Consider the following 13430-nt stretch of genomic DNA (forward strand, 5'->3'; position numbering starts at 1 on the left):
CACCTCCCAGCCCGAAACTTTCGGACCAGCCTACCGGTGAATCGTCCGTCCCTGGGCGTCCGCGACTCCACTCAGGCGGTAGAAGTACGTGTTCACCTGGTCGCGCCACTCCCGCGCGGTCGCCAGCTGTACGTCGAAGCGCGTACTCACGTTCTCCCGTACGGCGGGCTCGAAGCGCTCGGCGATCACCCGCCAGCGCGCGACCATCGCCTCCACTTCGGCGTACCCCTGGAAGTGGGTGTCGTAGATGTGCTGCAGCACCGTGCTCCCGCTCTGCAGCACGTGGTCGTACGGGACGTGGTGGAAGAACAGCAGCAGCTCGTCCGGACACGTGTAGACGTCCTCGTACACGCTCGCGAGCGGCTCCGGGTACTGCCCGGTGAACCCGGAACCGGTCTTCACGGTCCGGTCGGCGCCGACGCCGTACCGGTCGGCGTAGTGGTACGCCCCACGCCCGGAGTACTCGTATCCGTTGACGTTCGGCCCGTAATGCGTCTCCGGCGTGACCATGTACCCGACCCCCAGCGGCGCGGTGTACCGCTCGTACGTCCGCCACGAGCCCGCCATGATCGTGACCAGCTCGCTGCGGGTACGGTCGTCCATCGCGAACGTCGCGGCCGCCCACTCGTGCAGCAGGCTGACCGGATCCGCCGACGGGTCCCAGGCCAGCCGCCCGAACGCGTACAGGTTGCTCTGCGCAAGCTTGTGCCCGGTCCAGTTCGGGTCGTCGCCGACGTTGGACACGGCAACGATCGCTCCGATGCGGTCGGCAACCGTCACGCCCCCGCCTCCGGTGGTGTCGAACTGCAGGATCTCCCGCCACCACGGCCCGAGGTAGCAGAGGTCCCGCTGTTGTCCGGAAAACTCCTGCGTGACCTGTAACTCGATTCCGAAAACGGTTTCCTGGATTTCCCCGAGCAGCGGCGCGACCGGCTCCCGGACCTGGAAGTCCAGCGGCCCGTGCCGGACCTGCAGCACCACGTTCTCCTCGAACCGCTCGTCCAGCGGGGCGAACTCGTCGTACGCCGCCCGCGCGCGGTCCGCCCGCCGGTCCCGCCAGTCCCGGCCCTGATCCGCACCGGAAACCCGCCAGAAAACGGTTCCGCCGTACGGCGCGACCGCCCGGGCGAGCAGGTTCGCGCCCTCCACGTCCCGCGCCGACCGGACCAGCAGGCCGCCCAGGTCGGGCACCACGTCGTACACCCGGGAGATCGCCGTCGACCACCAGCGCGCGACCCGTTCGTCGTGCGGGTCGTCGATGAAGTCGATCGCCAGGCTGACCGCGATCCCGTACTCCCGGAACACGCCGGCCAGCCGCGCGACGTCGGGCAGTTCGGCGTTCGCGAGCGCGACCGCGTTGATCCCGACCGACGCGAGCAACCGTGCGTACGCCCGCACCCGGCTCAGCTCCGGTACCACCGCACCGTCACGGAAGAAGATCGATCCGCCCGAGTAGCCGCGGCGGACCGCGCCGGACAGTTCGTCCCAGTGGTCCAGCATCCGGATCGGAACGGCCGGCTGCTCGACGACGGTGAAGTCGCCGCTCATCCACTCGAAGTACCGCAGCAGGTAGAAGTATCCGTACAGCAGCCCGTGCCCGCCTTCGGCCGCGACCACCAGGTCGTTGCCTCGTCGCACCACCACGAATCCCTCGACGCCGAGCCCGTGCTCGGGCAGCGCCGCCTCGACCTCCGGCCAGAGGACGGTCTCGCGGATCCGGCTCATCGTGCAGATCGCGACCTGCACGTCGGTCCGGAACCGCCGGATCTACCGCAGCTCGGCCCGGATCGTCTGGGCCAGCACGCCGGAGGCGTGCACGGTCACCTCGGGCAGCCGCTGGGTCGCCAGCCAGGCCAGGTCAGTCATCGGAGCTGATGCTTACATATCGGTCGGTCACGGAACGGTGACCGAAAGTTTCGAGACCGTACCGTAGCTGAGACACTGTGCCGTAGCTGAGACCAAGGCCACGCCCGCCCGATGTGGGTGCATCCCGTACCGATGGGAAGAATGGGCCACATGCTGCAGCCGTCGCGGGAGGTGACTCCCTACACCGAGCTCGACCGGGCCACCTGGGCCCAGTTGGCCGAGACCACGATCTCCCCGCTGACCGCCGAAGAGGTGGAACGGCTGCGCGGCCTCGGCGACGAGATCGACATGGACGAGGTCCGCGAGGTCTACCTGCCGCTGTCCCGGATCCTGTCGCTGTACGTCCGGCACGCCCGCGCGCTGCACGCCGACACCGAGAGCTTCCTCGGCAAACCGGCCGCGACCCGCACCCCGTTCGTGATCGGCATCGGCGGATCCGTTGCCGTCGGCAAGTCCACCACCGCCCGGCTGCTCCGCGAACTGCTGGCCCGCTGGCCCGAGCACCCGCGGGTCGCGCTGGTCACCACCGACGGCTTCCTCTGGCCGAACGCCGAGCTCGAACGCCGCAACCTGATGCAGCGCAAGGGCTTCCCGGAGTCGTACGACCGCAAGGGGCTGCTGCGCTTCGTGGTCGAGGTGAAGTCCGGGATGGACACGGTCGAGGCGCCGGTCTACTCGCACCTGCACTACGACCGGATGTCCGGCGTCCGGACGACCGTCGAGCAGCCCGACATCCTGCTGCTCGAGGGCCTGAACGTGCTGCAGCCGGCGCCACGGCACGCGGACGGCAAGAGCGGGCTCGCGGTGAGCGACTTCTTCGACTTCTCGGTGTACGTGGACGCGGCCGCGGACGACATCCGTTCCTGGTACGTCGCACGTTTTCTGAAACTGTGGGAAACAGCGTTCCGCAACCCGGAGTCGTACTTCGTCCGGTACGGCGAGCTGAGCCGCGACGAGGCGATCAAGAAGGCCGAGTCGCTCTGGGACGGCATCAACGGCCCGAACCTCCGCGAGAACATCCTGCCCACCCGCTCCCGCGCCACGCTCGTCCTCCGCAAGGGCCCCGACCACGCGGTCCGCTGGGTCAGACTCCGCAAGCTCTGACGGCCGGTACGACAGCCATCGCGACCACGCCCGCGGTGAGGGCGAACGCGATCGGATAGCCGACCCCGGAAACGACGATTCCGAAAACGATGGCACCCGTTCCCCAGCCGCCGTCGTACGCGAGGTTCCACAGCGCGCTGACCTGCCCGTAGCGGTTGCGGTCCACGCGGTTGTACATCAGCGTCAACGTCAGGTTCTGCGCCGCACCGAACCCGATCCCGAAGCATGTCGAGCCGACCAGGACCGCGACCGGACTCGGCAGGAACACGAGCGATCCGGCACCGGCCGCGGCAAGCAGAAGAGCCGGAGCGAGCAGCTTCGCCGGGCCGACGCGGTCGGCGTACCGCCCGGCGACCCAGCGGGCCGCCGGCGCAGCGATCGCCTGCAGCAGAAGAGCTGTCGCCACCATCGACTGCTTGCCGGAAGCAACCGCCAACGGCAGGAACGTGACGCTGATCCCGGCCGCGACGGTGACCGCCGCGAACACCAGCGACGGCATCAGCAGCCCGCTCCGCCGGACGCCGCCGAGCACCCGCACGTGCTGCTCCTCCCCGCCGGCCGTCGCGGGCAGACCGATCAACGCGACCAGCCCGGCGAGCGAGGCGACCGCGGCGAGTACGAACAGCGCGGCGAACCCGATCACGTGGGTCAGGTACACGCCGAGCGGCAGACCGATGACCGCGGGAACGCCGACCGCCACGCCGTACACCCCGAGCGCCTCGCCCCGGCGGGCCGCCGGCGTGAGGTCCGCGACCAGCGCGACCGCGCCGACGACCAGGATCGCGAGCCCGGCGCCGCGGACGACGCAGACCGCGAGCACGACCGGGAGCGCCGCGGTGCCGAGCAGCACCAGCGCCGGCGCGCCGAGCAGGACCAGCCCGAGGCCGAGGACGACCCGGTAGCCCCAGCGGGCGAGCATTCGCGGTACGAGCAACTCGACGGCGACCGCGGAGAACATCATCGCCCCGGTGGACAGCCCGGCGCCGATCCCGCCGGCACCGTTGGCCGCGAGGTACAGCGGTACGACGGAGGTCAGCAGGTACATGCTGAGCCCCGAGCCGAAGACCATCGCCAGCACCTTGGCGAACGACGTGTCGACGAGGCGGGCCGTGGGGAGCTCGCAGATGGCTGTCATAGCTCGAAGTTAAGGCGCAACCGGTACGCGCTACAGGTCCAGTCGCGGACCGCCTCAGAGGACCAGTTCGCCGGGGGTATTTGTCGACAAGTTATCTTCTAGCCGTGGCCAGCCCGGTGCATCTCCGACTCGCACCGACCGGCGCCGAGGCCCACCCGAGCGCCCACGCCCTACTCCTGGACCTCGCGAGCACCCTCGTGGACGACCCGGTCCTCACCCACGACGACACCGGCCGCCCACGGATCCCCGGCCTCGCCGTGAGCATCAGCTACAGCCACCAGCTCGTCGCTGTCGCCGCGTCGTACGAGGGGCCGCTCGGCATCGATCTCGAGGAGGTCCGCCCGCGTGACGTGGACCCGATCGCCAACCGTTGGTTCGCCCCACAAGAGCTGGAATGGATGGAGCGGCAGCCGGACCGGCTGCGGGCCTTCCTGCAGCTGTGGACGGCCAAGGAAGCCGTCGGAAAAGCCCTCGGAACGGGGTTGGAAAACGGTGGACTGCGGCGTCCGACACCCGCCGGCTTGACAGTGGTCCACCCGCCGACGGCCGGGTCCGCCGTACTCGCGGTCGCGTTCCGCACGCCCGGCGCCGGCGCGCGGCGCGTCACTCACTCTTGACCCACCGTGCGCGTGTGGGTAACTTTCGCGTCTCGGGGGAGTATGAGTAATTCAATTACTTTGGCGTTCGCCCCTGCCCGCCCGGACTGAGTTGGTGACACCGATGGAACTGACCCGCCGCCAGACTCTCGGACTCGCGGCGGCCGCCGTCGCAGGTACGACGGTCGCCGGAACCACCGCCGCCACGGCCGCGCCCGCGCACCCCGATCGCTGGGTCCGCGACACGCTGCGCCGGATGACCCTCGAACAGAAGATCGGCCAGCTGTTCGTCTGCTACGCCTACGGCCCGACGGCCGGCACCGCCGACACCCGCAACACCAGCCTGTACGGCGTCGCCACGCCGGCCGAGGTGGTCGCGAAGTACCACCTCGGCGGCGTCATCTACTTCACCTGGACCGACTCGGTCCGCAACCCGGAACAGATCGCCGGGCTGTCGAACGGGCTACAGGCCGCCGCGCTGGCCGACACCGGCGTACCGCTGCAGATCGGGACCGACCAGGAGTACGGCTCGGTGGTCCGGGTCGGGCCGCCGGCGACCCAGTTCCCCGGCGGGATGGCGCTCGGCGCGACCCGCTCCCCCGCGTTCGCGCGGTCCGCGGGTGCGATCGCCGGCCGGGAGCTGAAGGCGCTCGGCATCACCACCGACTTCGCGCCGGACGCGGACGTCAACGTGAACCCGCTGAACCCGGTGATCGGCGTCCGCTCGGTCTCCTCCGACCCGGCGCTGGTCGCCCAGCTGGTCAGCGCCCAGGTCAAGGGCTACCAGCGCGACGGCGGCGTCGTCTCGACCGCGAAGCACTTCCCCGGTCACGGCGACACCGACACCGACAGCCACGTCGGCATCCCGGAGATCCACCACACCCGCGAGGAGTGGACCCGGATCGACCTGCCGCCCTTCGCGGCCGCCATCCGGACCGGGATCCACTCGATCATGACCGCGCACATCGTGGTCAAGGCGCTCGATCCGTCGGGCGACCCGGCGACGCTGAGCCGGCCGATCCTGACCGGGATCCTGCGCGACCAGCTGCGCTTCGACGGCGTGGTGATCACCGACTCGCTCGGCATGCAGGGTGTCCGGGACAAGTACGGCGACGCGGAGATCCCGTTGCGCGCGATCGAGGCGGGTGTCGACCAGCTGCTGATGCCGGTCGATCCCGGCCTGGCGTACAACTCGGTGCTGAACGCCGTCCGCGGCGGCCGGATCAGCGAGGCGCGGATCGACGAGAGCGTCACACGTATTCTGAAACTGAAATACGACACCGGACTGGTCGGGCGTCCGTACGTCGACGCGTCCCGGATCCCGGCGATCGTCGGCACGCCCGCGAACTACGCCGAGGCCCAGCGGATCGCGGACCACAGCACGACGCTGCTCCGCAACGACGCCGACCTGCTGCCGCTCTCCCCCGCGCCGCGGAAAGTCCTCGTCACCGGGTACAGCCCAGCCACACTGGCGACCGCGCTGCGGAGTCGTGGCGCCACGACGGTCCTGAAGGACACCGGCACGACACCGAGCGACGCCAAGATCACCGACGCGCTGGCCGCCGCCGGGACCGTCGACCTGGCCGTGGTGCTGACCAACAAAGCGTGGGACACCGAGGTCACCGACAAGCTGGCCAAGCAGCAGAAGCTCGTCAACGGCCTGCTCGCCACCGGCACCCCGGTGATCGTCGTCCCGGTCCGCGACCCGTACGACGTCGCGTACTTCGACGCACCCCAGACCGCGCTCGTCACCTACGGCAGCACCGTGGTGTCGATGGAGGCGCTCGCGAAGGTCCTGTACGGCGAGATCGCGCCGACCGGCAAGCTCCCGGTGGAAATTCCAACGCATTCCGAAACGCCGGAAACACTGTTTCCGTTCGGGCACGGGCTGACCTTCGATCCGCGGGACACCCGGCTGACCGTTGCCTCGTACAACATTCACGCCGGAGCCGGCGAGGACAACGTGTTCGACCTGGACCGGACCGCGCAGGCGCTGAAGGCGCTGGACGCGGACGTCATCGGGCTGCAGGAGGTCGACGTCCACTGGGACAAGCGCAGCAACTGGCTGGACACGATCGCGGAACTGGCCGCCCGGCTCGGCATGTACCCGGCGTTCGCGCCGATCTACGACTTCGACCCGCCGGCGGCGGGACAGCCGCGGCGGCAGTACGGCGTCGGCGTACTCTCCCGCTTCCCCCTGCTCAACGTGCAGAACCACTCGATCACCCGGCTGTCCACGCAGGACCCGAATCCGGTGCCGGCACCGGCGCCCGGCTTCCTCGAGGTCGAGATCGACGTACGGGGACGGCGGCTGCACGTGTACTGCACGCACCTGGACTACCGCGGCGATCCGACGGTCCGGCGGATGCAGGTGGCCGACACGCTGCGGATCCTTGCCGACGACCCGGCGGCCGACCTGCAGATCCTCGTCGGAGACTTCAACGCGGAAGCCGCCGCACCCGAGCTCAGCGGGTTGTGGACGCGGCTGGCCGACTCCTGGACCGCGGCCGCCACGACCACCGGCGGGCCGTTCACCTATCCGGCGGTGGCGGCGAACAAGCGGATCGACTTCGTCACCGTCGGCGCGGGCCTGAGCGTCCGGCGAGCCGAAGTACCTGCCGAGGTGCCGCTCGCCGAGGCTGCCAGTGACCACCGGCCGACGATCGCCGACCTCTCGTTCCGTCCCTGAGGAGACCGACATGAAGCGACGCAGTTTGCTTGCCGGCGCCGGTGCGCTGGCCGCCGCCCCGTTGATCGACGTACCGGCCGCGCAGGCGGTCTCGAACCGGAAGGTACAGACCGGCGCCGAGGTGCTGGCGAACGACGGCTGGCGGGCGCTGGCCGGGCAGAAGGTCGGGGTGATCAGCAACCCGACCGGGATCCTGCCGGACCTGCAGCACATCGTCGACACCATGCACGCGTCCGGCACGGTCGACGTGGTCGCGGTGTTCGGTCCCGAACACGGTTTCCGCGGCACCGCCCAGGCCGGCGGTTCGGAGGGCGACCACGTCGACCCGCGGACCGGGATCATGGTCTACGACGCGTACGGCGCGAACGCGGACAAGCTCGCGACCCTCTACGCGAAGTCCGGTGTGGAAACCGTCGTCTTCGACATCCAGGACGTCGGCGCCCGGTTCTACACCTACATCTGGACGATGTTCGAGGCGATGCTGGCCGCCGTCCGGACGGGCGCGCGGTTCGTCGTTCTCGACCGCCCCAACCCGGTCGGCGGGTACGCCCGCGGCCCGATGCTGAAGCCCGGCTACACGTCCGGCGTCGGCAAGAAGGAGATCCTCCAGCAGCACGGCATGACGGTCGGCGAGCTGGCCCGGATGTTCGACGCGGAGTACCTCCCGCTCGAGCCCGACGGCGGCCGCCTGAAGCAGCTCACCGTGATCGAGGCGAAGAACTGGAAACGCGACCAGTTGTACGCCGACACCGGCCTCACCTGGGTGATGCCGAGCCCGAACATGCCGACCCCGGACACCGCCCTGCTGTACCCGGGCCTCTGCCTGTTCGAGGCGACCAACATGTCCGAGGGCCGCGGCACGACCCGCCCGTTCGAGCTGATCGGCGCCCCGTACGCCGACTACCGCTGGGCGCAGGCGCTGCAGACCAAGGACATCCCGGGCGTCGCGTTCCGGGAGGCGTACTTCACGCCTTCGATCAGCAAGAACGCGAACGTGCTGTGCGGCGGCGTCCAGGTCCAGATCACCGACCCGCACCGGGTGGAGGCGATCACCGCGGCGACGCACATGATCGTCGAGGCCCGTAAGCTCTACCCCGATTTCACCTGGCGGGCGGAGACCCCACCCGGCCGGTGGATCGACCTGCTCACCGGATCCGACCGGTTCCGGACCATGCTTTCGGCCGATGCGTCGGCCGAGGAGATCGTGGCAGCCTGGAAGTCCGAGACGGACGCCTGGACGGCCCGGCGCGCGAAGTACCTGCTCTACAAGGGAGCCCATCGATGAAGCGGTGGGCCGCAATCACGACGATCTCAGCGGTGATACTCACGATGGCCACCCCTGCAGTTGCCAGCAGCAACAACTCCGGCCGGTTCGACCACCCGTACGACGGGTACGCGCCGAAGTCCACGCTGCTCCGCGACGAGTCCCCGGCGAAGGCCGGCCTCGACCCGGCGCCGATCGACGCCGCGCTGGCCCAGGTCGCCGGCTGGACGAAGCCGAACGGTACGGCGAAACCGTTGTACGCCGGGGCGGTCACACTGCTCGGCCACAACGGCAAGATCGTCACCCGGACCGCCACCGGCATGGCCCTGAAGTACGCCGACGGCGCCGGCACCGAGCTGCCCGCGGACCAGCAGATCCCGATGCGCACCGACACGATCTTCGACATGGCGTCGGTGTCCAAGCTGTTCACGTCGATCGTCGTGATGCAGCTGGTCGAGAAGGGCAAGGTCGACCTGGACGCCCCGATCGCGACGTACATCCCGGAATTCGCGGAGAACGGGAAGGAAAACGTCACCGTCCGGATGGCGCTCACGCACACCAGCGGCTTCCCGTCCTGGCTGCCGCTGTGGAGTTCGCAGCCGGATCCGGCGTCCCGCCTGCACATGGCGCTGACGGCGAAGCTGCAGGACCCGCCGGGCACGAAGTACCTCTACAGCGACCTGAACCTGATCGCGCTCGGCGAGCTCGCGCACCGGGTCACCGGCAAGACCCTCGACAAGCTGGTCGCGGACGGGATCACCAAACCGCTGCAGATGCGCGACACCGGCTACAACCCGGACCCGAAGAAGAAGCCGCGGATCGCCGCCACCGAGTACCAGTCCTCGCCGCCGCGCGGGATGGTGTGGGGCGAGGTGCACGACGAGAACGCGTGGTCACTCGGCGGCGTCGCCGGACATGCCGGTGTTTTCAGTACCGCGGACGACATGGCGGTACTGGCGCAGACGTTCCTCAACGGCGGCAGCTACCGCGGCGCCCGGATCCTGAAAGAATCCTCAGTGACCGCGATGATCACGAACTTCAACCAGGCGTTCCCGGGCAACGACCACGGCCTCGGCTTCGAGCTCGACCAGCGCTGGTACATGGGCGGCCTGTCCGGTCCGCGCACGGCCGGCCACACCGGCTACACCGGCACCTCGATCGTGATCGACTTCGACTCCCGCTCGTTCGCGATCCTGCTCACCAACCGGGTGCACCCGAGCCGCAACTGGGGCAGCAACAACCCGGCCCGGCGCGCCGTCGCCCAAGGGCTCGCGCTGGCGCTCGGCGTCGGACCGCGGCACGGCAAGGACGCCTGGTTCTCCGGTACGACGGACAACGCGACGACCACGCTGGCCACCAGGGTCGACGTACCGGCGGGCGGAGCGAAGCTCGCGTTCGACCTGTTCGTCGACACCGAGGACTCGGATCTCCTGTATCTGGAGACATCCACGGACGGAACGACCTGGACCAAGGTGCCGTTCGCGGTCCGAGACCGGGGGTCGGTGATCGGCACCGACGGCTCGATCAGCGGGTCCGGCGACCGGCACTGGCATCAGGTCACCGCCGAGCTCGCCCCGGGCCCGCAGACGATCCGCTGGCGCTACACCAGCGACCCGCTGTACCAGGGCCGCGGGGTGTACGTCGACGGTGTGAAGATCACGAGCGGGAGTGGTCTTCTTCTCGACGGCGAACGCACGCCGGAATCATTTACCGCAACAGGTTGGAGACTTTCGCGTCGGTGACCCCATCTCGTGCATGGGCGCCGTACCGTGGCTGTCATGAATTCAACAACCTCTCCAGAACCCACGGGGCCGCTGCTGGTCCGGGTCCGCGCGGTGATGCCCGCGCTGGCGCCGGCCGAGCAGCGGGTGGCGAACGCGGTCCTCGCGGACCCGGGCGGAGTGGCGGCGATGACGATCTCCGAACTGGCCGAGGTGGCATCCACCTCGGAGACCACGGTCATCCGGTTCTGCAAGCAGATCGGCGTTCCCGGCTATCCGCAGCTCCGCCTGCAGCTGGCGGCCCAGTCGGCGCAGGAGAGTGTCCGTCCCGAGGTCGGCGGGGACATCGAGCCCGGCGACTCGCTGGCGGACGTGGTCAGCAAGGTGTCGTTCGCGGACGAGCGCGCGGTCCGGGAGACCGCGCAGCAGGTCGACGTGGACGCGTTGGCGAAGGTCGTGGACGCGGTGGCGAAGGCGCCGCGGGTCGATCTGTACGGGTTCGGCGCGAGCGCGTTCGTGGCGATGGACCTGCAGCAGAAGCTGCACCGGATCCGGCGCGTGGCCTTCGCCTGGAACGACGTCCACGTGGCGCTGCCGAGCGCGGCCCTGCTCGGCGACGGCGACGTGGCGATCGGGATCTCGCACACCGGTACGACGGTCGAGGTCGTCGAGGCGCTCGAGGAGGCCGCCAAGCACGGCGCCACCACGGTCGCCGTGACCAACTTCCCGCGGTCCCCGCTGGCGAAGACGGCCGACCTGGTACTGACCACGGCCGCGCGCGAGACGACCTACCGCTCGGGGGCGATGTCGAGCCGGATCGCGCAGCTGACGGTGATCGACTGCCTGTTCATCGGGGTCGCGCAGCAGGTGCTGCCGGACGCCCGGAAGGCGCTCGAGGAGACCGCGACGTCGGTCCGCGGGCACCGGCTCAAAGGTTCCGAGTGACGTCAACCATTTCCGTCAACGATGAACGGAATTGAAAATCCTTCAGTAGAAAACTAACATCGATCCTGTGACCTCACCGACGGAGCAGCGCAACCCCAGGACGCTCGCCATCGACGCGGTGGGCACGTCCGAGATCCTGCAACTGGTGAACAACGAGGACGCCCGGGTCGCCGGGGCCGTCGGCGCTGTGATCCCGGAGCTGACCAAGGCCGTGGACGCGGCGGTCGAGGCGATCCGCGGCGGCGGCCGGGTGCACTACTTCGGCGCCGGTACGTCGGGACGCCTGGCGGTCCTGGACGCGGCCGAACTGCTGCCCACGTTCCACGTCCCCGACGGTCTGGTGGTCGCGCACCACGCCGGCGGCATGCAGGCGCTGCTCCGCGCGGTCGAGAACGTCGAGGACTCCGAGGAGGGCGGCGCCTCCGACGCGGCCGCCGTCACCGGTCAGGACCTCGTCGTCGGCCTCGCTGCTTCCGGGAGTACGCCGTACGTCGCCGGGGCGCTGAAGGCCGCCCGAGCCGCCGGGGCGACCACCGTGCTGGTGACGTCGAACCCGGACGCCCCGCTGGCACCGCTGGCCGACATCGTGGTCGCCGCGGACACCGGCCCCGAGGTGATCGCGGGCTCCACCCGGCTGAAGGCCGGAACGGCGCAGAAAATGATTCTGAACGCGTTTTCCACCACGCTGATGATCAAGCTCGGCCGCACCTGGTCGAACCTGATGGTCGACCTGGTCGCGACCAACAAGAAGCTCCGCGGCCGGATGCTCCGGATCCTCGGCGAGGCCACCGGCGCCGACGAGGCCGCCTGCGAAACGGCCTTGGCCGCCGCCGACGGCGAACTCAAGCCGGCCCTGGTCCACCTGCTGACCGGCACTCCGATCCCAGCCGCCAAGGCCGCCCTCGAGGCGGCCCACGGCCGGGTCGCGACCGCCCTAGCCGAGCTCAGCTGACCGCTCGGCCGGCGGCCGGAGCACCAGCGTCGCGACCACGCCGGCCATGAAGATCGCGGTGAGGGCGAACGGGATCGGGATCAGCGGATCCAGCAGCACGAGAACCGCGCCGAGCGGTACGACGACGTTCACCACCCGGTCGGCGTTGTCGCGGAGCGCGATCCACCAGATCCCGAGGACGAAGATCGCGATCGGGACCGTCACCGTGTAGGACGCGGCCACCTCGCTCAGCTCGGTGTGGTGCGTGATGCTGTCGATCTCCACCTCGATGCCCGCCGAGAACGCACCGGCCGCGGCGAACACGAAGTAGTGCACGTATCCGTAGCGGAGCGAGCGGGCGAACGACGTGATCGCGGTGTGGTGCGGCGGCCAGAAGTAGATCCACCAGAGCGCGGCAGTGACCACCAGCGTGAGCACCGACAGCGCGATCAGCTTGCCGAGCGATTCGTGGTCGTGCAGCGCCTCGATGATCGCGTTCGCGGACGCCAGCAGGCTTTCACCGAGCAGGATCAGCGTGAACAGCCCGTACCGCTCGGTGATGTGGTGCGGATGCCACGGCGTCATCCCGCGACGCTCGGCGACCACCGGTACGGCGAGCTCGGCGACCACGAACACCATCCAGGCGTACAGCTGCACCGATTCCGGGAGCAGCAGCATGATCAGCCAGAGCACCTGGACGATCGCGATCCCGCCGGCGTAGTACAGCGTCGCGCGGCGCGCCGCTCCGGCCGAGTGCGAGGCGCGCAGCCATTGCGCGATCATCGCGACGCGCATCACTACGTACGCCAGGACAACGATTCGGAAATCGTGTTCGGTGAAGACGCGTTCGATCCCGGCGGCGAGCACGAGCACGCCGCTCATCTGCACGATCGTGAGCAGCCGGTACAGCCAGTCGTCGGTGGCGAACGAGGTAGCGAACCAGGTGAAGTTCATCCACGCCCACCAGATCCCGAAGAACACGATCACGAACGACAGCAGGCCGCCGCCGACGTGACCTTCGGACAACGAGTGGTGCAGCTGCGACGCCGCGACGCTGACCGCGACGACGAACACCAGGTCGAAGAACAGCTCCAGCGACGACGCGACCCGGCCGGGCTCGTGCGGGTCGCGAGGCCGCATCGGAACCAGCCGGGCGCGCGTTCTCTCGGGCGTCATGGC

At 69.5% G+C, this 13430-nt stretch carries 10 protein-coding genes; 7 read left to right on the top strand and 3 right to left on the bottom strand.

Going from position 1 to position 13430, the window contains the following annotated elements:
* Nucleotides 1–30: 30 nt before the first annotated feature.
* The gene (locus AB0M51_RS34365) at nt 31–1746 is read right to left on the bottom strand and encodes an alpha-glucuronidase (protein WP_363752158.1); all 1716 of its coding nucleotides are present in this window, start codon (nt 1744–1746) and stop codon (nt 31–33) included.
* Between the two features lie 270 nt (nt 1747–2016).
* Between AB0M51_RS34365 and coaA the strand changes: the two genes are divergently transcribed.
* Nucleotides 2017–2970, top strand: a complete 954-nt coding sequence (coaA, locus tag AB0M51_RS34370) for a type I pantothenate kinase (protein WP_344191782.1) — start codon at nt 2017–2019, stop codon at nt 2968–2970.
* On the opposite strand, the gene AB0M51_RS34375 is transcribed toward coaA, so the two are convergent.
* On the bottom strand, nt 2951–4105 hold the full coding sequence (locus AB0M51_RS34375) for an MFS transporter (protein WP_344191780.1): 1155 nt from the start codon (nt 4103–4105) through the stop codon (nt 2951–2953). The two genes, coaA and AB0M51_RS34375, sit on opposite strands and share 20 nt — an antisense overlap.
* Nucleotides 4106–4209: 104 nt before the next feature.
* On the opposite strand from AB0M51_RS34375, the gene AB0M51_RS34380 reads away from it, so the two are divergent.
* The 6 genes from AB0M51_RS34380 (at nt 4210) to murQ (ending at nt 12272) form a co-directional block, all read left to right on the top strand.
* Nucleotides 4210–4722, top strand: a complete 513-nt coding sequence (locus AB0M51_RS34380) for a 4'-phosphopantetheinyl transferase superfamily protein (RefSeq protein WP_344191778.1) — start codon at nt 4210–4212, stop codon at nt 4720–4722.
* 103 nt (nt 4723–4825) lie between these two features.
* A complete protein-coding gene (locus AB0M51_RS34385; RefSeq protein WP_344191776.1) occupies nt 4826–7390 on the top strand; it encodes a glycoside hydrolase family 3 N-terminal domain-containing protein in 2565 nt (854 codons plus the stop codon).
* A gap of 10 nt (nt 7391–7400) precedes the next feature.
* Nucleotides 7401–8675 (top strand): DUF1343 domain-containing protein, encoded by a 1275-nt coding sequence (locus AB0M51_RS34390; RefSeq protein WP_344191774.1) that lies wholly within the window; start codon nt 7401–7403, stop codon nt 8673–8675.
* On the top strand, nt 8672–10396 hold the full coding sequence (locus AB0M51_RS34395) for a serine hydrolase domain-containing protein (protein ID WP_344191772.1): 1725 nt from the start codon (nt 8672–8674) through the stop codon (nt 10394–10396). Before AB0M51_RS34390 ends, AB0M51_RS34395 begins: the two co-directional genes overlap by 4 nt.
* Nucleotides 10397–10432: 36 nt before the next feature.
* Nucleotides 10433–11320, top strand: coding sequence for a MurR/RpiR family transcriptional regulator (locus AB0M51_RS34400; RefSeq protein ID WP_344191770.1), 888 nt, complete (start codon nt 10433–10435; stop codon nt 11318–11320).
* Nucleotides 11321–11387: 67 nt separating this feature from the next.
* Nucleotides 11388–12272: an N-acetylmuramic acid 6-phosphate etherase gene (murQ, locus tag AB0M51_RS34405; RefSeq protein ID WP_344191768.1), complete on the top strand. Its 885-nt coding sequence runs from the start codon at nt 11388–11390 to the stop codon at nt 12270–12272.
* Here the strand turns inward: murQ and AB0M51_RS34410 are convergent.
* Nucleotides 12255–13427: a low temperature requirement protein A gene (locus AB0M51_RS34410; protein WP_344191766.1), complete on the bottom strand. Its 1173-nt coding sequence runs from the start codon at nt 13425–13427 to the stop codon at nt 12255–12257. The genes murQ and AB0M51_RS34410 overlap by 18 nt on opposite strands.
* Between the last annotated feature and the right edge of the window lie 3 nt (nt 13428–13430).

Source organism: Kribbella sp. NPDC051137, assembly GCF_040682535.1.
Lineage (GTDB): Bacteria > Actinomycetota > Actinomycetes > Propionibacteriales > Kribbellaceae > Kribbella > Kribbella karoonensis.